Source organism: Vreelandella olivaria, from assembly GCF_023507745.1.
GTDB lineage: Bacteria > Pseudomonadota > Gammaproteobacteria > Pseudomonadales > Halomonadaceae > Vreelandella > Vreelandella olivaria_A.
In genome coordinates, this window is record NZ_JALPZO010000100.1 from 1 (window position 1) to 25,379 (window position 25,379).

Below are 25,379 nucleotides of genomic sequence, written 5' to 3' on the forward strand. Positions count from 1 at the left end.
TTACGCCTGACGACCATAGCGAGCGTGAACCACCTGATCCCATGCCGAACTCAGCAGTGAAACCGCTTAGCGCCGATGGTAGTGTGGGGTCTCCCCATGTGAGAGTAGGTCATCGTCAGGCACTTATACTGCAAAAACCCAGCCAATCGGCTGGGTTTTTTGTTGCGCTAAAGAAAAGAAGGAAATCCCCATGAACCCATTGTTGGGAACAAGCGTGGACGGTGTTAGCAAGCCCCGGAGGGCGAGTATCAGGATAAGACGACGAGTAACATCCCGGAATACCGGACTTCCGGGATGCTAATCCGAACATATTATCAGGCACTCATAGGTTTAATCACGACGGTGTTGGCATAGCCCTCCCGCCCAGGTTTCGTAAATCGCACGGTCATCTGCAAGCATCATCAGTGCAAATAAACGCTCGCCCAGGGTAGTGCAGTGCTGTATCCGCCGCGCTAGAAGTGTTGTGGCTTGAGGGTCGATAACAACAAAGTCAGCTTCATAGGAAGGGGCTAGCTGGCCAATATGGTTATCCAGGGAGAGCGCTTTGGCATTGCCATGGGTAAGCCCATAAAAGCCTTGCCACGCGGTCAACGGTTGGCCACGTAATTGACCAACCTGATAGGCGCTTTTGAGAGTGCCAAATCCTGAAAGATCAGTGCCAGCACCAATATCAGTGGCATAGGTAAACGCCATACCTGTTTCCTGGGCTGCCTGGCGGTCAAATAAGCCACTGCCTAAAAACAGGTTTGAACTTGGGCAAAATGCAATATTGGCTCCTCGATCTGCCAGTCGCTTGCGCATACCGTTGTCAAGGTGAATGCCATGGGCAAAGGTGCTTCGAGTGCCAACTAACCCTGCTTCTTCATACACGGAAAGGTAGTCCTGGCTACCGGGGAAGAGCTCGGCCACCCAGTCAAGTTCGCCACTATTTTCAGCAAGGTGGGTTTGCAGCCATAGCGTGGGGTCATTACGTAGTAGTGCACCGGCGGCATCCATTTGCGCTTTTGTTGAGGTAGGGGCAAAGCGGGGAGTGACACTATAACCAAGGCGTTGTTTACCATGCCAGTCTTCGATTAGACGCTCAGTATCTGCAATGCCTGCCGTGCCATCCATAAGCGCATCCGGTGCGTTACGATCCATCAGCACTTTGCCGACCAGCATCCTTAGTTGCCGTTTTTGACAAGCGCTAAAAAATGCATCGACGGAACCTGGATGGCTGGAGCCAAATACCTGTGCTGTGGTAGTGCCTGCGCGCAGCATTTCATCCAGAAACGCATTCGATAATGCTTCTGCATGGGCATGGTTTGCAAAACGGCACTCTTCGGGGAACGTGTAGTCGTTAAGCCAATCCAGCAACTGCCGTCCGTATGATGCCATGATGTCCAGTTGAACATAGTGAACATGAGTATCAATAAAGCCCGGCATCACAAGCTTGTTGCGATAATCTAAAACATGACTGTTTTTGGGTAATTGAGGTGCCAACTCTGAAAAGTGGCCTATAGCATGAATGTGCTGGCCCTTTAGCCAAAGCAGGCCATCGCCATAATGTTCCAGGCTACCTGGCTGGGGGTGGTCACCATCACCAGGATCGCGTGCAAAACTAATCAACTCGGTACGAATAAGCGTATCGGTAGAGGTCGTCATATCAACTCGGAGTCGTTGTATCGTCAAAGAGCGCCCGCAGTACCTGGGGTTCAATGCCGCGGGTTGCTTGAGGTAGGGGGTTGTCCGACAACCAAAGCAGTTCAGTCACCACGGTTAATGCAATGGTATACGGGGTTTTGTCACTAAGCTTGGTGCCGTGAACGCATCCAATAGGGCTGCGCACGCGCTGAATTTTTTCAATTCCAACGCTGGCGCGTTTAAGTCGTCCTTGAAAGCTCTCCCATTTACTGTGTGAGCCAATAAGCCCAATAGATGCCATGTCTTCACGTTCAATCAATGCGGCAATGAGCGCGTAATCTTCATCGTGGTTATGGGTTAATACCAGGGTATGGCAATGTGGGGGGAGTTCTGCGACGGTTTGGGTCGCATTGCTGAGAGGACGGCAGGTAAGTCGCGGCTGTTGTTGATCGTGTTCATTAAAAGCGCCGTACCGGCTATCGTACCAGTGTACATGCCAGGGTAGAGGAGCACTGAGTTTAACAATTTCCCGCCCGACATGGCCCGCTCCAAATATGGCGACCTGTACCGCCGAGCCGGGAAAAACCTCAAGTAGTATATTCACCAGACCACCACAGCATTGTCCGCTGCGGCCGCCCAGTGAAAAAGCTTCCAGATGAAACCCATAGTGCTGCTGGAGCAGGTACTGCCGGGCGGCACTAATGGTTTGCCACTCAAAAGTACCGCCGCCTAGCGTATCGAAGACCGCATCTGCAGTAATCACCATGCGTGCCCCAGGCTCCCGAGGTGTTGAGCCTGCGCTGGTAACCTGGGTTGCCAGTACGTGGGGAATGCCGCTACGTTGCAAACGGTTAAGTGCCGAATGCCATGTGTCTGGAGCGGACAACGTCACAACGCTTTCTCCCTCAAGGCGTTAGCTGCCAGCATGACCCGCTCAGGCGTTGCCGGCGTATCCAAATGCGGTGACTGCTGATAATTGGTCAAACTCGACAGTGCGTCGCGTAGCGCTGACCAAACGCTGATGCCCAGCATGAATGGGGGCTCACCAACCGCTTTAGAGCGGTACAAGCTGGCCATGGAGTTAGGATGGCCTTCCAAAAGATCAACGTTAAAGACCGGGGGCATATCCCCGAAGGTAGGAATCTTATAAGTCGCAGGGCCATCGCTTACCAGTAGCCCTTTTTCATTCCACTTAAGCTCTTCACTGGTGAGCCACCCCATCCCCTGAATAAAGCCGCCTTCAACTTGACCAGTATCGATAGCAGGATTTAGTGAATCACCGACATCATGGAGTATATCGACACGGTCAACCTGATACTCGCCACTAAGTGTATCCACGCTAACTTCGGCAACAGCCGCCCCAAAGGCGAAATAATAGAAGGGCCGCCCCTGGCCGGTGGCGCGGTTGTAGTGAATTAAGGGGGTCGCATAGAACCCTTTTTCTGAAAGTGAGATACGGTTCAGATACGCTGTTTGTACCAGTTCTCCCCACGGAATCCGGCGTTCACTCTCGTCGATACCGGCGATCAGCATGCCATTTTCGAGACGCATGCCCTCCCTATCCAGACCGCCATAGAAATGGGATGCGGCAAAATCAAACAGACGCTCCCGTAGTTTGCTGGCGGCATCCCTGGCGGCCATGCCATTTAAATCTGCACCGCTTGATGCGGCAGTAGGGGATGTATTGGGTACTTTATCGGTGCGTGTTGCGCTAATGCGCACACTGTCCAAGTCCAGTCCCAGCTCACGGGCCACCACCTGGCAGATTTTAGTGTGAAGCCCCTGGCCCATTTCGGTACCGCCATGGTTAATCATAATGCTGCCATCAGTATAGACGTGCAGCAGCGCACCAGCCTGATTAAGGTGTTGGGCAGTGAATGAAATACCAAACTTGACCGGTGTGAGGGAAAGCCCCTTTTTAATCACTGGGCTTGCGGCGTTGAAATCTTTAACAGCCTGTCGCCGAGACCAGTAATCGCTGTTGTGCTCCAGTGTTTCTATAAGGGTATGAAGCAGTTGCTTTTGATCAACCTGCTGCCCGTAATGGGTTACGTCTCGCTCGTCACGGTAAAGATTCCGCTTGCGAATGGTAAGCGGATCTTCACCAACTTTACGTGCGATATCGTCCATGGCCGCTTCAATAATCATCATCCCTTGTGGGCCGCCGAAGCCACGGAAAGCGGTATTAGACGCTGTATGGGTCTTTGCGCGGTGGCCAGTAACGCGGGCATTGCCTAGGGAGTAGGCGTTATCAGCATGAAACATCGCGCGATCAACGATGGCATCGGATAGATCGGGAGAGTAACCGCAGTCGCCAATGACCGTGATGTCACCACCTTGAATGACGCCCTGTTGATCAATCGCCAATCGGTAGTAGTTATGGAAAGGGTGGCGTTTGCCGGTTGCCCGCATATCCTCGCTGCGAGGCAGGCGTATTCGGGTTGCTCTTCCGGTTCGGCGGGCAATAATAGCGGCGATACACGCCCAGGGGGAGGCTTGGGTCTCTTTACCGCCAAAACCACCACCCATGCGGCGAACTTCTACAGTAACGGCATGAAAGGGAATGCCTAATACTTCGGCAACGAGTTTTTGGGTTTCACTCGGGTGCTGATTTGAGGTATGGACCATGACACCTTCATCTTCGGTGGGCAGCACGACGCACGCCTGCCCTTCAAGATAAAAATGCTCCTGTCCGCCGACAAACAGCTCGCCTTCAACGAGATGCTCCGCCTGATGTAGGGTGGTCTGCCAGTCGCCACGTTCTTGAACATGGGTAGGGCGCACAAACTGGTTATGCTCGGCAGCGACAACAGGATCAAGGCTTGCCGTCTGTTCTTCAATATGAAGCTTGGCAAGCTTTACTGCGCGACGAGCAGCCAGCAATGATGTGGCCGCTACCGCAAAGATACACTGACCTGCGTAGCTGATCTCCTGCTCTACAAAGATAGGATCACCTGGAAATACCGGGCCGATATCAGTGTGTCCAGGCACATCATTAAAGGTAATAACGTCGATGACACCTGGTGCTGTTTTCACCGCCTCAAGTTCAAGTTGGGTCAAAATGCCATGGGCCACAGGGGATAGGCCGAGTGCTACATGCAGTGCATCTGCCGGTGTTTTCAAATCATCAATATAAGTGGCTTTTCCAGTGACATGCTTTTCAGCGCTTTCATGAAAGCTTGAGCTTCCTGCCTGGCGGTGTCCATGGCTGTCAAGCGTATGGCGGGCCAATGGACCAGCACCTTGAATATGGTCGTGTAACTCACGACGGGCACGGCTGCTATCGCCATCGAGCTTAGTGAGCGTACGCATGGAGCATCACCTCCTGGTTAGGCGCAGAAAGCGTCAGGTATAAGCGTTCGAGCAAATTCAGAGCTGCCTGTTGACGATAGTGCTGGCTACCCCTGACATCACTCATGGGTTGGAAATCATTCGTCAATGCCTGTTGTGCTGCCTGAAAACTGGCTTTGGAGAGCGGTTGGCCTTCAAGTGCCACCTCGACACCAGGTGCACGTTTGGGAGTAGCCGCCATACCGCCGAAAGCAATGCGTACATCCCGCATAACGCCCTCTTCGAGTCGGTAGCAAAAGGCGCCCAGTACGGCGGAGATGTCATCTTCGCGACGTTTGGAAAGCTTCCATACTCGGAGCATGGCTGGCTGAGTCAATTGAGGCAGAAAGATGCGGCTGATAACTTCATTCTCAGCCAGCGCTGTTTTTTTATAGTCCATAAAGAAATGGCTTAAGGGTATTTGCCGGGTACCTTCGTATGTGGCCAGTTCCAGCCATGCGTTTAGAGCTAATAGAACAGGCGGTGTATCGCCGATAGGGGATGCGTTGGCAATATTGCCGCCCAGGGTTCCTCTATTACGCACCTGTTGCGAGCCCAAGCGGTGGAGCAAGTGGGCAAAAGCCGGGAAGTGGGTTTGTAGTAACGGTTCCAGTTGGGTATAGGTAACGCCTGCGCCTATCCACCAGCCAGGTTGCTCCTGAAATCGCGTTTCTTCAATCCGTTGTAATTCGCTTACCCGGGACACATCAATAAGTTGCTGTAGCTCCTCAAGGCGCTGGGTGCTTTCAAGCCATAAATCCGTCGCTCCGGCGACTAGCCGGGCATCGGGGAAGCGTTGGCGGGCAGCGGTCAACTCGGCTAATGTAGTTGGCTGTATGTACAGCGATGCGTGTTTATCTGCCGGGGCAGATAGGGGGGAAGATGGCACGCGGGTTGATGCGGCATCAAACCACGGAGGTGCCTCCCATGGTATTTGCTGCATGGTTAATGCCGCATCGCGAATGGGGCGGTAACCCGTACAGCGGCATAAATTCCCTCCCAGTGCAGCTTCTAACCGCTCTGGAGTTAAAGGTGTTGGATGGTTTTGCTGGGCGGCATGCAACGTAAACAGTGACATAACGATGCCTGGCGTACAAAAACCGCATTGGCTGCCGTGACACTCGACCATGGCCTGCTGCGCCGGATGAAGCTGGTCCTCGGTTGTCAGGCCTTCGATAGTGGCTAAGTGATGACCATTTAGCTGATGTGCGGGAGTGATGCAGGCATTAGCAGTTAAAAATCCAGCCTGTGGATCATTAGGATCTCTGATTGACACCGTGCAAGCACCACAATCACCCGATGCGCAACCCTCTTTAGTGCCTGTGGCCCCCAAATGCTCGCGTAACAGCGTTAGAATGCTGGTATCAGGTGATACATCACACTGCTTGGGGGTGCCGTTGAGCAGAAACTCAATCGTAGCCATGCCAAACTCCGTTATGATTGCTCTGACCGATCGGTCAATGTGGTCTGAGCTTGAGACAAAATGGCGCACCTTGCAAGAGTTAGTTTTGCGCTCTCTTATGGTGCAGGCGGATAGTGATATGCTTGCTTGTGGAGCGCTCAGGATATGTCACCATCGGCTTAAACTTTCAACCGCCCGGCACTTGCCAGAGGAACTGCGTTAATGACGGCTGTAATAGCAACTCAGGAAAACACTGGTCGGGATCGCATTGAGCAAAGCATATTGGCTGCTGCAGAGCAGGTGTTTTCTCAACATGGATACCGCGGCGCCAGCCTTCAAGCGATTGCTGATCAGGCAGGTCTTCCTAAGGCCAATATTCTGTACTACATGGGAAGCAAACAAGCTCTCTATGTCAGACTACTTGATCGTATGATGAGCCGCTGGAATGCTGTGCTTGAAGATATAACCCCTGAAAGTGATCCGGGGAGGGTTCTTAGTGATTTTATACGCACCAAAATGGTGCTTGGTCAGCGTTATCCAGAAGGCTCAAAACTTTTTGCAGCCGAAATTTTAGCGGGTGCTCCCTTTCTAAATGAGTATCTGGCAGGGGAGTTACGTGACTGGGTAGCCTCCCGAGCCGCGATTATTCGCCAGTGGGCAGTACAGGGAAAAATGGACGATGTAGATCCTCGCTGGCTCATTTTCCTCATCTGGTCTGCCACTCAGCATTACACTGAATATAGTGCCCAAGTCAGCGGGATTCTAGGCAGAGATGTACTTAGTGAAGAAGATATTGAATCCATCTGCCAATTTCTTGAGCAGGTAATACTCAAAGGCTGCGGTATCTCTATGCCCAAAATACCTCCTATACCGCATGAGTGAGTGGCAGTGCGTTCATTACCCATTGAAGAACACTTGGCACCTCTACAGGATGCATTGGAGACTCATAACCGTCTTATTCTGCTGGCCCAGCCAGGGGCCGGTAAAACCACCCGGGTGCCGCTCCAGCTTTTAAAGAGTCCGTGGGCTCAGGAAAAAAAGCTGTTGCTGCTGGAGCCTCGTCGTGTGGCGGCACGCTTGGCCGCACATTACATGGCCCGGCAGCTTAATGAGCCGGTGGGTAAAACAGTAGGCTATTGCATGCGGGGGGATCGCCAGGTGAGTGCGCATACTCGCCTGGAAGTGGTCACCCAAGGGGTATTAACGCGCATGCTGCAGGATGATCCGCTATTAGAGGGGGTGGGCGGTATTATCTTTGATGAATTTCATGAGCGAAGTATTGAGGGTGACCTGGGGCTGGCGTTGGCACTGGATATACAACAAAGCATCCGTGAGGATCTGAAGCTGATCGTTATGTCCGCCACAATGGATCTCCCTGCCTTGCTAAAAGTTTTGGGGCAGGAAACGCCGGTGATTGAAAGTAGTGGGCGGCAGTTTCCTGTTGAAACCTTTTATCGTCCTGTTGTAGGCGATGAAACGATTGAGGTGGCCGCTTTCAGGGTAATTAACGAAGCGCTGGCCACTCCGAAAACCCAGGATATTCTGGTGATACTCCCTGGCGTGGCAGAGATTAATCGACTGGTGGGCATGTTGGAACATGCGCCTTTGAATGTCGATGTTCGGGCTTTGCACGGCAGAATGGAGATTGCAGCCCAGCAGGCGGCGCTTGAGCGAAATCTCTTATGTCAGCGCGTGATCGTATCCACTGCGATTACGGAATCCAGCGTAACGGTTGAGGGAGTTAATGTTGTCATTGATGCCGGTATGGAGCGAGTGCCGCTTTTTCAACCACGGACGGGCCTTACCCGCTTAACGACACGCCGAGTCAACCGTGCCAGCGCTGACCAGCGGCGTGGTCGGGCAGGTCGGCAGAGTCCTGGCTTATGCTTTCGTTTATGGCCTCGGGAGCAGCCATTGGTCCCTTACGGTGAACCGGAAATAGAGCAGGCCGATTTAGCCAGGTTGGTACTGGAGTTGGCAATTTGGGGCGTGCGCTCTCCTCGCGACCTGACATGGATGACGCTTCCCCCCAACGGCGCATGGCAAAGTGCCAAGGCGCAGCTACGTGAACTGGGTATCACCGATTCGGCGGGTGGGCTTACTTCGTTAGGCAGGCAGTGTACTCGTTGGCCCCTGGAGCCCCGGTTGGCAGTGATGCTGGTGAGATCCGTCGAGCTTAACGCCACTGCGCTGGCCTGTGGCTTGGCTGCTCTGTTGGAGAGCCAGGAGCGAGTGACTGGCTCGCTATGTGATACATTAACAGCGCGCTTTCACCAGCCATCACAGTTTCCCCATTGGCAGCGCGAAGCGAAACGATTGGTGAATATTGCCAATATGAAGTGGCCTTGCAAGGTCACTTGCGAGGCGTTAGGTGCTCTACTGGCCCTGGCTTATCCTGATCGTATTGGTCAGCTCATCACTCCCGGCCGGTTCAAACTCGCCAATGGCAAAACGGCGACACTACCGGTTAGCCATCCACTAGCCAGTGATGCGTATATCGTTGCAGTGAGTGTTGAAAGTGCCGCCAGTGAAGCGACGATTTATATCGCTGAATCCATGCATTCAGCGACATTTGCCGACCTTTATCCAGCTACCCGGCAGTGGTCTAACCGGATTTATTGGGCAGAAGCACTGGGCAAACTCGTCGGAGAGGCGGTTCAGTGTCATGGTGAACTTGTGCTTGCCTCCAAAACATTGAATGATCTGCCAGCGGATGCGGTGTCGGATGCATTGTTGAAGGCGCTAAAGCAGCGGCCGGACGTGATATTCAATGCAGAGGTTAAACAGTTGCAGGGGCGCATGGCGCTATTGAATAAGACCTTCGAAGGTCAGTGGCCAGACTGGTCTGAAGAAACGTTGTTGGGCACCCTGGAAGCATGGCTTGCTCCTTATATGGCAGGTATTACGCGATTTAACCAGTTTGAAAAAATGCCTTTTCACCGCTATTTGTTAGGGTCGTTGGAGTGGGAGGCCCAGGTACTATATGAACGCTTGGCACCAGCCACTTTAACAGTGCCTAGTGGCAGTCAAATAGCACTCAATTATGCGCCCTGTTTGCAGGGGCTCCCGCCGGTACTGGCGCTTAAGTTGCAGGAGGCTTTTGGCTGGCAGGAGACACCCACTATCGGAGATGGTGTTGTTGCGGTTATGGTACATCTTCTTTCACCTGCCAGGCGCTCGCTGCAAGTGACGCAAGACCTACGTAGTTTTTGGCTGAATGGTTATCCGGAGGTGCGTAAGGAGATGCGCGGACGTTATCCGAAGCATCCCTGGCCAGAGGACCCGATGAGTGCTGAAGCCACGGCAGCCACTCATCGCCGCCGTGGAAGAGTGAAGTAACATCCCCCTAGGCATAAGCTTTATTGCGTTTTCGCCAAAATAACTTTTCGGCCTCAACGGCTCCATAAATAGCCAAACTGACCATAAGGATCACCAGCCAATGTGCTAAAGAGAGTGCATCGCTTCCGAAAATCATCTGCATAAACGGCAGATACGTAAAGGCTAACTGGAGCAGCATAATAATGCCAATGGCTATCCAGACAGGGCGACTGCCAAAGATTCCCTTTATGGACAGCGTACTGTTAATCAGAAAGCGGCTATTGATTAAGTAAGCTGCGCTGCCGGTCACCAGCATATTGACCGCGCCCGCGCGCGCCAGGGCTTCGCTTCCTTCCTGGGCTAAAATCCATGCAAAAATCCCAAAGACGCCGATCAGCAGTAAAACAGAGACAAAAATTACTCGCCAAAGCAGGAATAGATCGAGCAATGGGGCTTTCGGATTGCGGGGCTGTCGCTGCATTAGGTCGGCTTCACCCTCCTCAAATGCCAGTGCCAGCCCCAGCGTGATGGCCACTACCATATTGACCCAGAGCGCTTGCAGGGGCGTAACGGGAAGTGTGGAGCCAGCCAGGACTGCCAACATAATCGATAGCCCTTGAGCCCCGTTGGTTGGGAGTATGAACGTAATTGTTTTACGAATATTATCGTAGACTTTCCGGCCTTCTTTCACTGCATTAACAATGGTGGCGAAATTGTCATCCGCCAGCACCATTTCCGAAGCATCTTTGGCCGCCTCGGTTCCCTGAATTCCCATGGCAACACCGACATCGGCACGTTTCAGCGCAGGGCCATCATTAACGCCGTCACCCGTCATGGAGCATACCCCGCCCCGGGCTTGCATTGCTTTAACCAAGCGCAGTTTATGCTCGGGAGAGGCGCGAGCATAAACGTCAATGTCGAGGATGATGTCTTCCAGCTCTTTATCTGACATCGTTTCAATTTCACGCCCTGTCAGGGCCCGATCGGTATGGGTAAAGCCCAACTGTTTGGCAATCGCGAGTGCAGTGGAAGCGTGGTCACCGGTAATCATGACCGGACGGATACCGGCACTGAGGCAATGGGAAACGGCCTCAATAGCTTCGTCACGGGGAGGGTCAAGCAGGCCAATAATACCCAATAAGCAAAGCTCTTCCTGGATATGGTGATGATCGAGTGTTTCCACCTTTGCCTGGGGCTTTTCGGCAATTGCCAATACACGCAGGCCACGAGACGAGAGTGCGTCAATACGCTCTTCCCATTGTGTGGTGTTTAGCGGTTGGTCGCTATCTTCGTGGCGCTCCGTTGAACACATCTCAAGCAGACGATCAGGCGCGCCTTTAATCAGAATTCGCTCAGCATCATCGAGCTGGTTTAGCGTTGCCATGTACTTATGTTCTGATTCAAAAGGAATGGCGTCTTGACGGGGGTGGGCTTCACGTAATTGTCGGGCGTCGATACCGGCTTTGGCCGAAGCGATAACCAGTGCTCCTTCGGTAGGGTCCCCGTAAATACGATAGCGGCCCTCTTCGAGAGCAAGCTCGGCATCGTTACACAAGGTGGCAGCCCGAAGAAAGTGGGCAAGCCGGGGCGACTCGCCAAGGTTAACGCTGGTGTCCTGTACGTTATTTTGGTCCGATACTGGATGAATCGCGCCTTCGGGGGCAAACCCTATCCCATCCACATGGTACTGCCCATCGGGTAGCCAGATTGCTTGTGCGGTCATCTCATTACGAGTGAGAGTACCGGTTTTATCCGAAAAAATAGTGGAAATAGAGCCAAGCGTTTCAACTGCGGGCAAGCGGCGGATAATCGCGTTGCGCTTAGCCATGCTTTGCACGCCTAATGCCAAGCCAATCGTGACAATCGCAGGCAAGCCCTCGGGAATGGCTGCAACGGCTAATCCAACCGCAGCCATAAACATTTCTGATGCGGGCTGGTTATGAAGAAGGGTGCCCAGCAGTGCAGTGATGCTGGCGGCACCGAGAATGAAAATCGCCAATACCCGGCCAGCCCAGTCAAGCTGTTGCAGTAGAGGTGTTTTGAGCTGCTCTACACCACGAAGCAACTCTGAAATTTTGCCAATCTCCGTCCGACTGCCGGTTTCCACCACCAAGCCCCAAGCGTTGCCTTGAACGACGATGGTACTGGCATAGGCCATGCTGCTACGTTCAGCGAGATCGGTATCGCGCTCAACCGCTGCAGTGCTTTTGCTGACCGGCTCTGATTCACCCGTAAGCGCGGCTTCTTCGGTCCGCAAGCGCCGTGCCTCAATTAAGCGTAAATCTGCCGGTATACGGTCGCCACTCTCTACCCAGACTACATCACCAGGAACCAGCTCTTCTGCGGGAATGTTTGTCCGTTTGCCGTCGCGCAATACATTCGCTTTAGGGGAGAGCATGTCACGAATGCTATCCAGGGCCTGTTCCGCCTTGCCTTCCTGGATAAAGCCAATAAGCGCAATAATGACCACGACTCCGACGATAGCTGCGGCATCAAGTAAATGTCCCAGCAGAAAACTCGCCCCTGCTGCAACCAGCAGAATTAACATCAGAATATTATTGAACTGCTCAAGCAGGCGCTTGTACCAGGGGCGAACGGTTTCCTGTTGCAGTCGATTGGGGCCGAGTTTTTCTAGACGTGAGCTTGCTTCAGCGCTACTTAACCCGTCTGGCGATGAGTTCTGTTTGCGTAATGACTCATCATGTTCAAGCGCGTGCCAGGGGGTATGTTGGGGTACAGGGTGCTGATCCATCAAGCCTCCGTGTTCTGTGAACTTACGGGTAAGCATACAAGTAAACTATGCTGCACTGCAGTGACAGGGCGCAAGTTTGGGCAACCAACGCTCAAAGAGGTTGAGAAAAAGCGAAGGCGTCAGGTGAGTGCAAGCAGATAAAGAGTTAGTCCCGAGTTGGCGGGAGTTCACCAGGGATGCGGTAGCGTACCCCTTCTGCCTGTTGCTCTTCGTAGCGACGGTTATCGTCTTCTGCGGCGACACCCAGTACGGTTTCCTGAGAGCCATCAGGCCATGTATAGGTGGTACAGCCGACAAGGGTCAGGGCCATAGACAGTGACAGGGTGCAGAGTGTGAAGCGGCGCTTTTGTCGATTGAGAAAAAAACGCGGCGCAGAAACAACAGGCATGAAAGGCTCCTAACATTCAGTGGGCAGCTCGTGAGTATAGCGTGACTGTAGGGTCAGGGACATTCACCTGTAAATGCTTCTGCGCATAATGGAAACATCTGGTTGGCCTAGATTTCCTCCCACAGGCAACGGCGAAACTCATGGGATAGCTCAGCCACTTTCTCCAGGCGTTGAAAATGGGCATCCGTCAGGGTCTGCATGATTTCGTGATAACACGAATTCAACGCAGCGGGTGAGTGATCACCGTCGTTATACGAAAAGCATTGGGTCAATTTTTCACCGCTTTCAGCCATCGCTTGAAAAAATGCGGCTTCTATCTGCATTGCTTCAGTGACAGTTTCTAACCATGTCAGATGCAGCTTTGCAATGGGAACGGTACTTTTCAGCCACTGTTCACCCCACCAATGAAGCAAGGGCTGGCTGGCCTCAAGGAAAGGGAGAGGGAGGGAAGTGGAAGTGCCCATGGAAACCTCCTGACCTTATAAATGTGGTTGCGTGTTATCTTCGCCAGGGTGTGTTTTAAAAGTATAGCCAAGCTATGCTGACTCAGCAGAAGAATCGTGTCATTCGCTATCGCGCGGTTAAGAAGGAGGGTTCTGTCATGTGGTCAGCCATCAAATCGGTGCTTGCAGCGCTCATAGGCGTTCAAAGTGATCAGCAGCGGCGGACGGATTTCTCAAGTGGCAAACCTGTTGTGTTTATTGTGGTTGCCATAGGGGTGGCATGTATTTTTGTGATTATGCTGGCTGCATTGGCCAGCATGGCGGCAAGATGAAATGCGTTGATGGCTTTTCTAACCTCAAGCCGTGACGTATGGCGGATATTTTCTATACTGAATTCATATCACTTCATCCTGACCTAATAAAAGGATAGGTGATAACAACAATAACAAAGGAGGTTCCTATGCGTTCACCGTGGCGATGGCTGCTGTCTGTTACTTTTATTGCCAGCATTCCGCAAGCACAGGCGAGTGGCTGGAATATGCCTGTGGGCGTGACTGATATAAGCCGCGATATCTATGGGCTGCACATGACCATTTTCTGGGTGTGTGTGGTAATTGGCGTGATTGTATTTGGTGTAATGTTTTACTCGCTGTTCCGCTATCGTCATTCCAAGGGGGCGAAAGCTGCACATTTTCATGAGCATACGTCGGTAGAGGTGCTGTGGACGGCTATTCCCGTTGTCATACTGATCGGCATGGCTGTGCCCGCTACCGCTACGCTGAAAAACATGTACGACACCTCCCAAGCCGACCTGGACATCATGATTACTGGCCAGCAATGGCGCTGGCGCTATGAATACCTTGGTGAAGATGTCGCCTTCACGTCCAACATGAGCACCCCGTGGGAACAAATTCGGGGTGAAGAACCCCGCGGCGAGCACTACCTGCTGGATGTGGATGAGCCTCTGGTACTGCCAATCAATCGTAAAGTACGCTTTCTGATGACCTCCGATGATGTGATTCACTCCTGGTGGGTACCTGAATTAGCGGTTAAGCAAGATACCATTCCAGGGTTTATTAACGAAAACTGGGTACAGATTAATGAGCCCGGCATCTACCGCGGTCAGTGTGCCGAGCTTTGTGGTGTCAACCATGCCTTTATGCCGGTGGTGGTTCACGCAGTAGAGGAAGATGAGTTCGAAGTATGGCTTGCCGAGCGTAAAGAGGCGGCAGAGCAGGAAGCCATGGGAATTGACCGCGAGTGGGAACTGGCCGAGTTGATGGAGAGAGGTGAAGCCGTTTACCGGGCTATCTGTTCGTCATGCCATCAACCAGAGGGGCAAGGGGCTCCGCCTGCTTTCCCGGCACTAGCCAATAATGAACAGTTAATCAGTGATTTGGACTGGCATATAGACCTTGTTGTCAACGGTGTGTCAGGAACTGCCATGCCAGCATTTCGTAGTACGTTGAACCCCGTGGAAATAGCAGCGGTAGTCACGTTTACGCGTAACTCCTGGGGTAATGATACCGGTGATGCTGTTCAGCCATCGACAATATCAGGCTGGATTGCGCAATAGTTGTTAGAAACGGTTAATCCTCTATCACAACAATAAAGCAGGCGGAGAGACTTATGGCGCCCAAACTACCTCCTCAGCACTCGCTGCAACAGAGTTCTACAGCAGTCGCTGGTGGCCAGTCTCATCATGAGCACCATGCACAACCTAAAGGGATTATGCGTTGGTTGCTCACCACTAATCACAAAGAGATCGGCTCTTTGTACCTGATTTTTTCGCTGGTCATGTTTTTTATTGGCGGCATCTTTGCGCTCGTGGTACGCGCCGAGCTCTTTCAGCCAGGGCTGCAATTGGTTGAGCCGGAGTTTTTCAACCAGATGACCACCATGCACGGTTTGATTATGGTGTTTGCTGCTGTCATGCCCGCGTTTACCGGCCTGGCCAATTGGATGATTCCGCTGCAGATTGGTGCGCCGGATATGGCGTTACCAAGATTAAATAATTTCAGTTTTTGGCTTCTGCCTGTCGCCTTTATACTTCTGCTCTCTACTTTATTGATGCCCGGCGGCGGGCCTAATTTTGGCTGGACATTCTACGCGCCGCTGTCCACGACCTATGCACCACCTTCCACGACGTTCTTTATCCTTGCCTTACATATTGCCGGTATCAGTTCGATTCTGGGGGCGATTAATATTATCGCGACCATTCTTAACATGCGCGCGCCCGGAATGCGCATGATGGATATGCCGCTGTTTGTCTGGACCTGGTTAATCACCGCTTTTCTACTGATTGCCGTCATGCCTGTGTTGGCGGGTGTGATTACCATGATGCTGATGGATATTAATTTCGGCACCAGCTTTTTTGATGCCGCAGGTGGTGGTGACCCGGTGCTTTTCCAGCACCTGTTCTGGTTTTTCGGGCACCCTGAAGTGTACATCATGATTTTGCCTGCCTTCGGCATTGTATCGGCCATTATTCCAACGTTCGCCCGCAAGCGCTTATTTGGATATGCCTCCATGGTCTATGCCACGGCGGCGATTGCACTGCTGTCATTCCTGGTATGGGCGCATCATATGTTCGTTGTTGGTTTGCCGCTAACCGCTGAGCTGTTTTTCATGTACTCCACCATGCTGATTGCCGTGCCAACGGGCGTCAAAGTGTTCAACTGGGTAACAACCCTGTTCCGTGGTTCCATAAGTTTCGAGCCACCGATGCTATTTGCTTTGGCCTTTGTGGTTTTGTTCACTATCGGAGGGTTCTCCGGCTTGATGCTGGCGATTGCGCCAGCGGATTTCCAATATCATGACACCTATTTTGTAGTCGCCCATTTTCACTATGTATTAGTACCCGGGGCGATCTTTGCCATTATGGCGGGGGTCTATTATTGGTTACCAAAATGGACGGGGCATTATCCCCATGAGCGCTTGGCGCAGTGCCATTTCTGGTGTTCGGTGGTGGGAGTAAACCTTACCTTCTTCCCGATGCACTTTGCCGGGCTGGCCGGTATGCCGCGACGCATTCCTGATTATGCGCTTCAGTTTGCTGACTTCAATATGCTTTCAAGTATCGGTGCCTTTTTCTTTGGCGTATCGCAATTGATCTTTGTTCTTGTCGTTGTGCTTTGTGTCAAAGGGGGCAAAAAGGCGCCTGCTAAAGCGTGGGAGGGAGCCGAGGATCTTGAGTGGAGTGTACCGAGTCCTGCGCCATTACATACCTTTGAAACACCGCCTGTTTTCCACCGTACTCACCCCAGTGAGTGATATTTATCCAGTCGTTAAAAGGTGCAGGGGGGCGTTATGACAGAGTATGAGATGGTAAGAAAAGCGGGGGTCCAGCGTACGGTGATCCGGTCAGTTGCAGCGCTTATCGGTATGTTTGCTTTCGCGTTTGCGCTGGTGCCACTTTATGACGTGTTTTGTCGTATAACCGGCCTGAACGGCAAGGTTGACACCACTGCCCAGGCAATTGTGCATGAGGAGGTGGACCAGTCACGCTATGTAACGGTTCAGTTTATTACCAGGGGAAGTGCTGGGTTGCCATGGCAGATGAGTGTAGCTACCCGGCAAATGCGTGTGCATCCAGGGCAGGCAGCAGAGGTGGAATTTACGTTCACCAATAATAGCCATCAAGAGAGCTGGGGAAGAGCCGTGCCTAGCGTTTCCCCGTCCAATGCCACTGCTCATGTGCGTAAAGTCAGCTGTTTTTGTTTCCAGGAGCAGTTATTACAAGGCGATGAGCGATTAACTGTACCTCTGGTGTTTCAACTGTCCAGGGACCTTCCTGAAGAGATCAATACCATCACCCTGGTTTATACCCTCTACCCGGTACATAACATGGCGATGGGTGCCTCAGTGAATAACAACAATACGTTGGGGGATGAAATATGAGCAGCGGTAGTTACTACGTTCCTGAGACTAGCCGGTGGCCCATACTGGGCTCTTTAGCTCTGGGCGTCATGATGGTGGGTACCGGCATCAAACTGGTTTACGACACAGGCACACCACTTATGTTAGTTGGGGTGGTGGGCATTGTGTTAGTCATGGGGCTTTGGTTCAGGGATGTCATCCATGAATCAATGGGAGGGCTGTACGATGCTCAGATGGATCGCTCTTTTCGCTGGGGTATGGGGTGGTTCATTTTTTCTGAGGTGATGTTCTTTGCTGCTTTCTTTGGTGCGTTGTTTTACGTCAGAACATTCGCCATACCCTGGTTGGGTGGTGAGGGCGCGAAGGGCGTCTCTGCACTGTTATGGCCTGAATTTATAGCGCAGTGGCCGCTGTTCAACCCGCCTGATAGCGCGGTAACAGGCCCGGAGCAGATGTTTAGCCCATGGCAGTTACCGCTGGTAAACACGCTGATTCTAGTCACATCAAGTATCACCCTGACGGTTGCCCATGAAGCTTTTAAACTGGGTGAGCGCGTAACCTGTCGTAACTGGCTGGCAGGGACCGTGCTACTTGGCTGCTGTTTTATTGTTATCCAGGGTGTTGAGTATTACGAAGCCTACAACCACTACGGCATCACTCTTGAGGCAGGCATTTTTGGCGCGACTTTTTTTATCCTCACGGGTTTCCATGGTGTCCACGTCATCATTGGCACACTGATTCTGGCTTGCATATTAGTGAGGGTGTGGAAGGGACATTTTGACAACGAACACCATTTCGGTTTCGAAGCATCCTGCTGGTACTGGCATTTTGTTGATGTGGTTTGGATAGGGTTATTCATCTTTGTCTATGTCCTTTGAGGTGGCTTACCCCAACTCACCGGACCAGAACCCAAACACCAGTAGTGCCATAAGAAGGCAGGCCAGCCCAATGCGCCACTTCAATGAAACAAGTAGTCGTCTGGATGAAGCGTTGTCACGCAGCAAAAAGCCCGCACCTGCTGCAAGGCTAGCGGCCATTCCAACAAACACTAAGGCAATAAGAAGCTGTAACCACATGATGAAATCCTCTCCTGGGACAGGGCGCTTTTACGTTTGGTGTGTTTTTTGGGGGTTGTTAGTCACACTGGGCATCCTGTTAGGACTATGGCAGTGGGAGCGGGCTGCTGACAAGCGCGTTTTACTGGCAGAGCGTAACGCGGCTCCGACCATGGTTTCTCCCACTGAGATGCCACAGGAGGGGGCTAAGGTGACGCTGAGAGGCCAATATTTACCTGAGCATACGCTCTTTCTGGATAATCGAATTCTCAATGGACGCCTGGGTGTGGCGGTGTTGACGCCGCTGCGTGATGTTCATGGGCAGCTCTGGTTAATTCAGCGTGGTTTTGTCGAAACCGGCCCCAGCCGCAGCGCGCCACAAGCGGTAACCCCGGCTGGCGATGTGGAGGTGTCGGGTGAGTGGCAGATGGAGCACTCTGGTGGACCATTGTATGGGGAGAATCAAGAAGGGCTTCGTCTTCAACAATTGAGTCAGGCGCCCTGGATAAATGTTTTGGGGCCTTTTGATTACGCAGGCTGGCTACATGCAGATAGTGGGAGTGGTGTTTTTACACCCTGGTGGACAGCTAATGTGATGCCGCCCAGCCGTCACATCGGCTACGCTGTGCAGTGGTGGGGGCTTGCACTGGCTGCTTTTGCGGTCATGTTAGTGGGTGGGTATCGCTTACGCCAGGACAGCCTGAGAGAGGAGGGGTAAGGTATGCAGCTTGCTCGGTCACCGCGTCGTCAGCGACTCATCCTGCTACTTGTTTTTATTATATTTTCAGCGCCCATGGTCGTTGCCTGGGCAATGGTGGAGTGGAGAGTGGGGATTCCCAGCCAGCATACCGCTCATGGGGAGGTAATGGTTGAAGCGCCAAATTTAAGCACTTGGCCGCTTGTTGATGAACCCATGAGCAAGCAGGACACATGGCTGCTGGCGTTTGACTGTTCGTCTAACTGCAACCAGCGGATGGACGAGTTATGGCGCCTACACCGTGCACTTGGGCGTGAAGCGCCCCGTTTACAAAGGCTACGCATTGGAGGGCGTGCACAAGCGTTACCCGGAGAGCATGTCAGCCAGTGGCATGAAACGCCAATCTGGCGCCATGAAAACATGGTTTGGTTGGTAGATCCCATGGGCAGGCCCGCCCTGGCCTTCAATGAGGCGGTCAGTGCATCAGCTATTCTTGACGATATAAGGCATTTGTTCAAAGTTAATCCTTTGTAATGTTTGGCCGGCACCGAGAGCCGTAAGGAAAGGAAATGCAAGATGCAATTGAGCGACGTTTGCGCTGGTTAACGTACCTCACGCTGGCAGGAACAGCACTAACCACAGTTGTTATCCTGGTAGGAGCTTGGACACGTTTGGTTGATGCAGGGCTGGGGTGCCCGGATTGGCCCGGATGCTATGGTCGGTTGCTGGTGCCCGATAGTGAGTATGCGGCATTACGTCATCCTGATGTGCCCCTTGAGCCTTTTAAAGCCTGGGTTGAAATGGCGCATCGCTATGTCGCGAGCTTCTTGGGGCTTGTGGTGCTCAGCGCCGTCGCTCTTGGCTGGCCACTTCGTGATCGTCCCGATTATCCATGGCGTGTCAGCCTGGCGTTATTGGTTGTCATCCTGATTCAGGGAGCATTTGGTGCTTTTACGGTAACGCTCAAGCTATGGCCGCAGGTGGTTACTCTTCATCTGCTGGGAGGGTTAAGCGTTCTCATACTGTTTTTTTGGCTGCATCTGCGTGTTCGTCTCTTATGGAAAGAGGCTGCAAAGCGTCGTCGGGCGATTAACCTGCTGTGGGGATTGGCGGCTTGCTTACTGGTACTGCAACTGGCGCTTGGTGGCTGGGTTACCAGTAACTATGCAGGCATTGCCTGCCAGGGCTTTCCTACGTGTAACTCGCAGTGGTGGCCAGAGATGGATCTAAGTGAAGGGTTTCATCTGACGCAAACCGTTGGCCCTAACTATCTTCATGGACAACTCCATGCTGATGCACGTACAGCCATACACGTAATGCATCGGATTGGCGCCTTGTTATTAGGTATTGCGCTATTAGCACTCTGGTGGCGATATCGTCGGCTTAAGGTGGTAGGGCGAGCACTGGCAGTCACCGTCGGTGTTTATACTGTGCAGGTGGCTTTGGGGATTGCCAATGTCTTGCTGTGGTTACCACTCTGGCTGGCCTTGCTGCATACCGCAGGTGCTGTGGCGCTTACCTTAAGTATTGCTGCGGCCTGGTGGTGCTGGCGACAGGGCTATGGCCGGTGTGGTGCTATATAGCTCTATATTGCGGCCAGCCCAGGGTTTTTCTATTCAGCATTTCAGATGGATGACACGTTTAAACTGAGCTTTAAATAACAAGAACAGTAAGGAGTAGGGCGATGAGATATGGTGCTGTGTCCTTACCTGCCACGCTACCCGTGGCAATATGGGGGTGGAAAGAGCTGCTTGGCCTATGCAAGCTAAAGGTTGTCGCGGTGATGTTGGTGTGCGTGGGAGTGGGTATGGCACTTTCCACCCAAGGGGTACCGCCCCTGGACAGGGTCATATTTGGTTTGATAGGCATTGGCCTCTCAGCCTGTTCTGCCGCCGCTTTTAATCATGTCATCGACCGCCATTTAGACGCCGTGATGTCTCGAACCGCAAAGCGTCCCTTGGCTGCCAAACGGCTACCTGTCGTTGTGGCTCTGGCATGGGCATTGCTCCTCGCTACCCTGGGGCTTGGGTTATTAGCGTGGCAGGTTAATGACATAACCGCCTGGCTGACGTTTGCCTCCTTGATTGGTTATGCACTTATTTATACAGCGTTTCTTAAACGTGCCACGCCACAGAATATTGTGATTGGAGGCATTGCTGGTGCGGCACCCCCTTTACTGGGATGGGTCTCCATTACCGGGCAGGTAAGCGCTGAACCGTTGCTGTTAATGCTGATTGTTTTTACCTGGACACCCCCTCATTTTTGGGCATTGGCCATCCATAAGCGTGATGATTATGCGCGTGCCCAGATACCGATGTTACCCGTTACCCATGGTTTAGCTTTCACACGCTTACAAATATGGCTCTATGGGTGGCTCACCGTGGCGGCTTCTCTACTGCCAGTGGTCATTGGCATGAGTGGTGTGATGTATCTTATTGCCGCAGGGTTACTTAATGTCCGGTTTATGTACTGGAATTGGAGAGTGTGGAAAGGGGCAGACGATCAGGCACCTATCCAGGCGTTTTGGTTTTCAATCCGCTATATTCTGGGACTGTTTGGGGCGCTGCTGCTGGATCATTATGCCGGGATGTTCCATCATTTTTTTGGCTGAGTGAGTAAAGGGGCCGATAAAAAAGCGTCATATTGGTCTAATCATGGCGTTAGGGTGTACAATTCTCGTTAAGCTATTTCGTACATGCTGGCTGCAAGGGGTGCCATGAATTCCACAGTAGCACTGGTTTTACTCGCGCTAGGGGGCGCGATCATTATTGGCTTGGGTGCGTATGCGCTAACCCTGCGCAAGGAGGTTAAGCGTCGTGAGGCTTTTCGGTTGGATGAAGAGCGGCGCGCACAGCAGAACAGCCTTGAAAATCTGGATTATGTTGTCAGTGCGTTAGTGCAAGAGCAGGTGGATATAACGGAAGGGTCCTGGCGTTGCAAAGTGCTACTTGAAATTGTTGACCCTAGCCTGACCGAGCGGCCTGAGTTTCAGGCATTTGCTGATGTATATAATCAGACACGCCACTTAAAGACTCACTCGGCCCGCAAGCAGCTTACGCCGAGAGAGCGTATGCAAGAGGATAAGGAGCGTCTGGCCGTTGAGGATAAAATGCGTGCTGCGGTTTTGTCGGCGGCGGCTGAGGTGATTAAATGGCGGGCCAAGGGGCCGTCGGCACTGCATTGATACAGCGTAAGCGCTACAATAAACACTCAATTAGCAGCAGCCTATGTTTTTTTGGCGCTGATGGTAGCAGTTTTGCTATGCTAAACATGTCGATATTAGCAAGAAGTTGATATCTTGGCATTGTTGCCTTCTTACGCACAAACGTTAATGATAGGCATACCGTTCTGTATCAGGAAAGGGATACTGCTTTCGGATATTAGAACAGGCGAAAAATGGATGCTCTCGCAATAAGAAGCATTGGATAGATTTGGTCGTGTGACCATTTCAGCATTGGATCAAGAAGGAGTCTTGCATGAAAAAATCAACAACTGGCTTGCTAGTCGGTTCTGCCCTGGTAGTGGGTCTATCAGGCTGCGCCAGCTCTGCTTCTCAGTCATCTGGGCAGGCTAGTGCAAGCAGTGACCGTAGCTGGTATCAGCACCCGGCCGTATGTGGTCTGGCGGGTGGCTTAATCGGTGGTAGCATTGGCTATGCTACCAGTGGCAGTTCTGATGAAGACGCTGGTGCGGCTACTGGCGCTGCTGCTGGTGCGGCCATTGGGGGGCTTCTGTGTGCTGACCATACGCCTGAGCCTGTTGCACCTCAGTGCCCGAGCTACGGCGAAGTGCCTGCTGGCGTTGCCGTTGATGCGGAAGGCTGCCCGCTGGACTCCGACGGTGACGGTGTGCCGGATTACCGCGACCAGTGCCCGGGTACCCCTGCTGGTGTAGAAGTTGACGCTGTTGGCTGTCCGCTGGATTCTGACGGTGATGGCGTGCCGGACTACCGTGACCAGTGCCCGGACACCCCGGCAGGTGTAGAAGTTAACGCATTGGGCTGCCCGGAAAGCCTGGTTCTGCGTGATGTCAACTTTGAATTTGACTCCGCTCAACTGACTTCTTCTGCTCAGCAAGTGCTGGATGGTATTGCTGAGCGTCTGGTTCACAACCCCGATGTTCGTGTAAGCATCGAAGGCCACACTGATTCTCGCGGTTCCGCTGAGTACAACCAGAACCTGTCTCAGCGCCGTGCAGAGTCTGTTGCCGCTTACCTGTCTCAGCGTGGCGTAGAAACCAATCGTATGCGCGCTGTAGGTTATGGTGAAGAGCGCCCTGTTGCCTCGAACGACACTGATGAAGGTCGCGCGCAAAACCGTCGCGTTGAACTGGACGAGTGGAACTAATCTGCTTTATGCGCTCTGTTTGAGGGGGAGTCGACGATTGCGGTAACGCTCCTTTCTTAACTACAGAAACGGGAGGCCTGAGTGCCTCCCGTTTTATTTTATGATCCGCCAAATTCTGATAGGCTGGCGACCGGCCTGAACGGGCCTGTATCTATCTACCATTGATAGCGAAATGTGATCCTTGGTATGGCTCACCACTGCGCTCAAGGAATACCTGAATGCCCATTGTGACACTGCCTGACGGCAGCCAAAGAACGTTCGATACACCGCTTTCTATTATGCAGCTTGCAGAATCCATTGGCCCTGGTTTGGCCAAGGCCTGTGTGGCAGGCAAAATTGATGGTGTGTTGGTCGATGCCGCTGACTTAATTGAGCAAGATGCTGAGGTGGCGATTATTACCGCCCGTGATGCAGAAGGGCTGGAAATTATTCGCCACTCTTGTGCTCACCTGATTGGCCATGCGGTGAAGCAGCTGTATCCCGATGCCAAAATGGCGATCGGTCCCGTGATCGACGATGGTTTTTATTACGATATTGACTTTGGGCGCTCAGTCACACCCGAAGATATGGAAGCCATTGAAAAACGCATGCGTTCTCTCATTGAGAGCGAGTACGATGTGGTACGCGAATATGTTGATCGCGATAAGGCGATGCAAACATTTGTGCAGCGTGGTGAAGAGTATAAGCAGGAAATTGTCCGTGATATTCCTGATGATGCCACTATCCGCCTTTATCATCATGAGGAGTACACGGATATGTGCCGTGGCCCTCATGTACCCAATACGCGCCATCTGAAGGCGTTTAAGTTGACAAAGCTGGCGGGTGCTTATTGGCGTGGGGATGCATCCAATCCCATGCTGACGCGTATTTACGGCACTGCCTGGGGCGATAAAAAGCAGCTAAAAGCCTACTTGCAGCGACTTGAAGAAGCTGAGAAGCGTGATCATCGCAAACTGGCCCGCAAGATGGACTTATTCCATTTGCAGGAAGAGGCGCCAGGCATGGTTTTCTGGCATCCCAATGGCTGGACAATGTACCAGGCATTAGAAGATTATATGCGCAGAATTCAGCGTGAGCATGGTTACCAGGAAATTAAAACGCCGCAAGTAGTGGACCTCTCTTTGTGGAAAAAGTCAGGCCACTGGGGGCACTACAGTGAACTAATGTTCACGACTGAATCGGAAAAACGTGAGTACGCGGTCAAACCGATGAACTGCCCCTGCCACGTTCAGGTTTTTAATCAGGGGCTAAAGAGCTACCGTGATTTGCCACTCCGGCTTGCCGAGTTCGGCAGCTGTCACCGTAATGAACCTTCCGGTTCTCTGCACGGTCTGATGCGGGTTCGCGGCTTCACCCAGGATGATGCCCACATATTCTGTACAGAAGGGCAGATTCAAGCGGAAGCAGAAGCTTTCATTGCGCTGACATTGCAAGTGTATAAGACACTTGGCTTTGATGATGTGGAGCTCAAACTGTCGACCCGCCCTGACGACTTCCTTGGCGAAGCCGAAATGTGGGATCGGGCTGAGCAGGGGCTTGAGGCTGCGCTCAATGCAACGGGGCTTGAGTGGGAGCTGCAACCCGGCGAAGGCGCCTTTTATGGGCCAAAAATTGAATTTGCACTGCGTGATTGCCTGAATCGTGTGTGGCAGTGTGGTACTCTTCAGCTAGATTTTAATTTGCCAGGGCGCTTGGGGGCGCAATACGTCGATGAAGACGGCACGCGGAAAACCCCAGTGATGCTCCACCGTGCTATTTTAGGGTCTTTTGAGCGTTTCTTGGGTATCCTTATTGAGCATTATGCTGGGGTTATGCCACTTTGGCTGGCGCCGCAGCAGGCGGTTCTGATGACAATCACTGATGCGCAGCGTGATTACGCGCTCAAATTAGAGCAGCGACTGCAAAAAAATGGCTTACGGGTCAAGGCGGACTTGAGGAACGAGAAGATCGGCTTTAAAATCCGTGAGCATACGTTACAGAAAGTTCCCTATCTCCTTGTGGTGGGAGATAAGGAAGTCGAAGCTGACTCAGTGGCCGTGCGAACTCGCAGCGGCGAAAACCTCGGCACTATGACGATCGATGAATTCATTGAGCGATTTAGTGAAGAGCGAGCAGCCCTGGCGACATCGTCAATTGCCTAAGGAGA

The 25,379-nt window shown here is 52.4% G+C and carries 22 protein-coding genes and 1 rRNA gene; 15 read left to right on the plus strand and 8 right to left on the minus strand.

Annotation, left to right across the window (positions count from 1 at the left end; genetic code table 11):
- Positions 1-5 precede the first annotated feature (5 nt).
- A 5S ribosomal RNA gene (gene rrf / locus HP566_RS07825) occupies positions 6-121 on the plus strand.
- 209 nt (positions 122-330) lie between these two features.
- Here the strand turns inward: rrf and guaD are convergent.
- The 4 genes from guaD to xdhA are packed head-to-tail and all read right to left on the minus strand — an operon-like array spanning position 331 to position 6,376.
- Positions 331-1,644 (minus strand): guanine deaminase, encoded by a 1,314-nt coding sequence (gene guaD / locus HP566_RS07830; RefSeq protein WP_249976705.1) that lies wholly within the window; start codon positions 1,642-1,644, stop codon positions 331-333.
- Position 1,645: 1 nt separating this feature from the next.
- The gene (gene xdhC / locus HP566_RS07835; protein ID WP_249976706.1) at positions 1,646-2,515 is read right to left on the minus strand and encodes a xanthine dehydrogenase accessory protein XdhC; all 870 of its coding nucleotides are present in this window, start codon (positions 2,513-2,515) and stop codon (positions 1,646-1,648) included.
- On the minus strand, positions 2,512-4,935 hold the full coding sequence (xdhB, locus tag HP566_RS07840) for a xanthine dehydrogenase molybdopterin binding subunit (protein WP_249976707.1): 2,424 nt from the start codon (positions 4,933-4,935) through the stop codon (positions 2,512-2,514). The genes xdhC and xdhB overlap by 4 nt, the downstream gene beginning before the upstream one ends.
- Positions 4,919-6,376, minus strand: coding sequence for a xanthine dehydrogenase small subunit (gene xdhA, locus HP566_RS07845; protein ID WP_249976708.1), 1,458 nt, complete (start codon positions 6,374-6,376; stop codon positions 4,919-4,921). Before xdhA ends, xdhB begins: the two co-directional genes overlap by 17 nt.
- A 201-nt stretch (positions 6,377-6,577) precedes the next feature.
- Here xdhA and HP566_RS07850 point away from each other — a divergent pair, with 201 nt between their 5' ends.
- Both HP566_RS07850 and hrpB read left to right on the plus strand, forming a co-directional pair.
- Positions 6,578-7,237, plus strand: a complete 660-nt coding sequence (locus HP566_RS07850) for a TetR family transcriptional regulator C-terminal domain-containing protein (RefSeq protein WP_249976709.1) — start codon at positions 6,578-6,580, stop codon at positions 7,235-7,237.
- Between the two features lie 6 nt (positions 7,238-7,243).
- Positions 7,244-9,694, plus strand: a complete 2,451-nt coding sequence (gene hrpB, locus HP566_RS07855) for an ATP-dependent helicase HrpB (RefSeq protein ID WP_249976710.1) — start codon at positions 7,244-7,246, stop codon at positions 9,692-9,694.
- Between the two features lie 7 nt (positions 9,695-9,701).
- Here the strand turns inward: hrpB and HP566_RS07860 are convergent, their stop codons facing one another.
- The 3 genes from HP566_RS07860 to HP566_RS07870 all read right to left on the minus strand — a co-directional run bounded on the left by HP566_RS07860 (position 9,702) and on the right by HP566_RS07870 (position 13,277).
- Positions 9,702-12,425, minus strand: a complete 2,724-nt coding sequence (locus tag HP566_RS07860) for a cation-transporting P-type ATPase (protein WP_249976711.1) — start codon at positions 12,423-12,425, stop codon at positions 9,702-9,704.
- 145 nt (positions 12,426-12,570) lie between these two features.
- A complete protein-coding gene (locus tag HP566_RS07865; protein ID WP_249976762.1) occupies positions 12,571-12,813 on the minus strand; it encodes a hypothetical protein in 243 nt (80 codons plus the stop codon).
- Positions 12,814-12,920: 107 nt separating this feature from the next.
- Entirely contained in the window at positions 12,921-13,277 is a 357-nt protein-coding gene (locus tag HP566_RS07870) for a hypothetical protein (protein WP_249976712.1), read from the minus strand.
- A 137-nt stretch (positions 13,278-13,414) separates the two neighbouring features.
- On the opposite strand from HP566_RS07870, the gene HP566_RS07875 reads away from it, so the two are divergent.
- The 5 genes from HP566_RS07875 (at position 13,415) to HP566_RS07895 (ending at position 18,013) form a co-directional block, all read left to right on the plus strand.
- The gene (locus HP566_RS07875; RefSeq protein WP_249976713.1) at positions 13,415-13,588 is read left to right on the plus strand and encodes a DUF2970 domain-containing protein; all 174 of its coding nucleotides are present in this window, start codon (positions 13,415-13,417) and stop codon (positions 13,586-13,588) included.
- Positions 13,589-13,716: 128 nt separating this feature from the next.
- Positions 13,717-14,832 carry a cytochrome c oxidase subunit II gene (coxB, locus tag HP566_RS07880; protein ID WP_249976714.1) on the plus strand — a complete coding sequence of 372 codons (1,116 nt, stop codon included), beginning with the start codon at positions 13,717-13,719 and terminating at the stop codon, positions 14,830-14,832.
- 53 nt (positions 14,833-14,885) lie between these two features.
- A complete protein-coding gene (gene ctaD, locus HP566_RS07885) occupies positions 14,886-16,529 on the plus strand; it encodes a cytochrome c oxidase subunit I (RefSeq protein WP_249976715.1) in 1,644 nt (547 codons plus the stop codon).
- 36 nt (positions 16,530-16,565) lie between these two features.
- Positions 16,566-17,156: a cytochrome c oxidase assembly protein gene (locus HP566_RS07890; protein ID WP_249976716.1), complete on the plus strand. Its 591-nt coding sequence runs from the start codon at positions 16,566-16,568 to the stop codon at positions 17,154-17,156.
- Positions 17,153-18,013 (plus strand): cytochrome c oxidase subunit 3, encoded by an 861-nt coding sequence (locus tag HP566_RS07895; RefSeq protein WP_249976717.1) that lies wholly within the window; start codon positions 17,153-17,155, stop codon positions 18,011-18,013. Before HP566_RS07890 ends, HP566_RS07895 begins: the two co-directional genes overlap by 4 nt.
- A gap of 6 nt (positions 18,014-18,019) precedes the next feature.
- Here HP566_RS07895 and HP566_RS07900 read toward each other — a convergent pair whose 3' ends face one another.
- Positions 18,020-18,211 (minus strand): DUF2909 family protein, encoded by a 192-nt coding sequence (locus HP566_RS07900; protein WP_249976718.1) that lies wholly within the window; start codon positions 18,209-18,211, stop codon positions 18,020-18,022.
- Between HP566_RS07900 and HP566_RS07905 the strand changes: the two genes are divergently transcribed.
- From HP566_RS07905 to thrS, 7 genes are all read left to right on the plus strand, one after another.
- Positions 18,210-18,908, plus strand: coding sequence for an SURF1 family protein (locus tag HP566_RS07905; protein ID WP_249976719.1), 699 nt, complete (start codon positions 18,210-18,212; stop codon positions 18,906-18,908). The genes HP566_RS07900 and HP566_RS07905 overlap by 2 nt on opposite strands.
- Positions 18,909-18,911: 3 nt before the next feature.
- Positions 18,912-19,421 (plus strand): hypothetical protein, encoded by a 510-nt coding sequence (locus HP566_RS07910; protein ID WP_249976720.1) that lies wholly within the window; start codon positions 18,912-18,914, stop codon positions 19,419-19,421.
- Between the two features lie 35 nt (positions 19,422-19,456).
- Positions 19,457-20,470 carry a COX15/CtaA family protein gene (locus tag HP566_RS07915; RefSeq protein WP_249976721.1) on the plus strand — a complete coding sequence of 338 codons (1,014 nt, stop codon included), beginning with the start codon at positions 19,457-19,459 and terminating at the stop codon, positions 20,468-20,470.
- Between the two features lie 101 nt (positions 20,471-20,571).
- Positions 20,572-21,498, plus strand: coding sequence for a heme o synthase (gene cyoE / locus HP566_RS07920; RefSeq protein WP_249976722.1), 927 nt, complete (start codon positions 20,572-20,574; stop codon positions 21,496-21,498).
- Between the two features lie 105 nt (positions 21,499-21,603).
- A complete protein-coding gene (locus tag HP566_RS07925; protein WP_249976723.1) occupies positions 21,604-22,071 on the plus strand; it encodes a DUF2489 domain-containing protein in 468 nt (155 codons plus the stop codon).
- Positions 22,072-22,363: 292 nt separating this feature from the next.
- Positions 22,364-23,233 (plus strand): OmpA family protein, encoded by an 870-nt coding sequence (locus HP566_RS07930; protein WP_249976724.1) that lies wholly within the window; start codon positions 22,364-22,366, stop codon positions 23,231-23,233.
- Between the two features lie 218 nt (positions 23,234-23,451).
- Positions 23,452-25,374 (plus strand): threonine--tRNA ligase, encoded by a 1,923-nt coding sequence (gene thrS, locus HP566_RS07935; RefSeq protein WP_249976725.1) that lies wholly within the window; start codon positions 23,452-23,454, stop codon positions 25,372-25,374.
- Positions 25,375-25,379: the final 5 nt, after the last annotated feature.

What these genes read in the sequence shown, in the direction of transcription:
- guaD (WP_249976705.1), bottom strand. Translation starts at nt 1,644, where the DNA reads ATGACGACCTCTACCGATACGCTTATTCGTACCGAGTTGATTAGTTTT.
- xdhB (WP_249976707.1), bottom strand. Translation starts at nt 4,935, where the DNA reads ATGCGTACGCTCACTAAGCTCGATGGCGATAGCAGCCGTGCCCGTCGT.
- xdhA (WP_249976708.1), bottom strand. Translation starts at nt 6,376, where the DNA reads ATGGCTACGATTGAGTTTCTGCTCAACGGCACCCCCAAGCAGTGTGAT.
- HP566_RS07850 (WP_249976709.1), top strand. Translation starts at nt 6,578, where the DNA reads ATGACGGCTGTAATAGCAACTCAGGAAAACACTGGTCGGGATCGCATT.
- HP566_RS07860 (WP_249976711.1), bottom strand. Translation starts at nt 12,425, where the DNA reads ATGGATCAGCACCCTGTACCCCAACATACCCCCTGGCACGCGCTTGAA.
- HP566_RS07865 (WP_249976762.1), bottom strand. Translation starts at nt 12,813, where the DNA reads ATGCCTGTTGTTTCTGCGCCGCGTTTTTTTCTCAATCGACAAAAGCGC.
- HP566_RS07870 (WP_249976712.1), bottom strand. Translation starts at nt 13,277, where the DNA reads ATGGGCACTTCCACTTCCCTCCCTCTCCCTTTCCTTGAGGCCAGCCAG.
- HP566_RS07875 (WP_249976713.1), top strand. Translation starts at nt 13,415, where the DNA reads ATGTGGTCAGCCATCAAATCGGTGCTTGCAGCGCTCATAGGCGTTCAA.
- coxB (WP_249976714.1), top strand. Translation starts at nt 13,717, where the DNA reads ATGCGTTCACCGTGGCGATGGCTGCTGTCTGTTACTTTTATTGCCAGC.
- ctaD (WP_249976715.1), top strand. Translation starts at nt 14,886, where the DNA reads ATGGCGCCCAAACTACCTCCTCAGCACTCGCTGCAACAGAGTTCTACA.
- HP566_RS07890 (WP_249976716.1), top strand. Translation starts at nt 16,566, where the DNA reads ATGACAGAGTATGAGATGGTAAGAAAAGCGGGGGTCCAGCGTACGGTG.
- HP566_RS07895 (WP_249976717.1), top strand. Translation starts at nt 17,153, where the DNA reads ATGAGCAGCGGTAGTTACTACGTTCCTGAGACTAGCCGGTGGCCCATA.
- HP566_RS07905 (WP_249976719.1), top strand. Translation starts at nt 18,210, where the DNA reads ATGATGAAATCCTCTCCTGGGACAGGGCGCTTTTACGTTTGGTGTGTT.
- HP566_RS07900 (WP_249976718.1), bottom strand. Translation starts at nt 18,211, where the DNA reads ATGTGGTTACAGCTTCTTATTGCCTTAGTGTTTGTTGGAATGGCCGCT.
- HP566_RS07910 (WP_249976720.1), top strand. Translation starts at nt 18,912, where the DNA reads ATGCAGCTTGCTCGGTCACCGCGTCGTCAGCGACTCATCCTGCTACTT.
- HP566_RS07915 (WP_249976721.1), top strand. Translation starts at nt 19,457, where the DNA reads ATGCAAGATGCAATTGAGCGACGTTTGCGCTGGTTAACGTACCTCACG.
- cyoE (WP_249976722.1), top strand. Translation starts at nt 20,572, where the DNA reads ATGAGATATGGTGCTGTGTCCTTACCTGCCACGCTACCCGTGGCAATA.
- HP566_RS07925 (WP_249976723.1), top strand. Translation starts at nt 21,604, where the DNA reads ATGAATTCCACAGTAGCACTGGTTTTACTCGCGCTAGGGGGCGCGATC.
- HP566_RS07930 (WP_249976724.1), top strand. Translation starts at nt 22,364, where the DNA reads ATGAAAAAATCAACAACTGGCTTGCTAGTCGGTTCTGCCCTGGTAGTG.
- thrS (WP_249976725.1), top strand. Translation starts at nt 23,452, where the DNA reads ATGCCCATTGTGACACTGCCTGACGGCAGCCAAAGAACGTTCGATACA.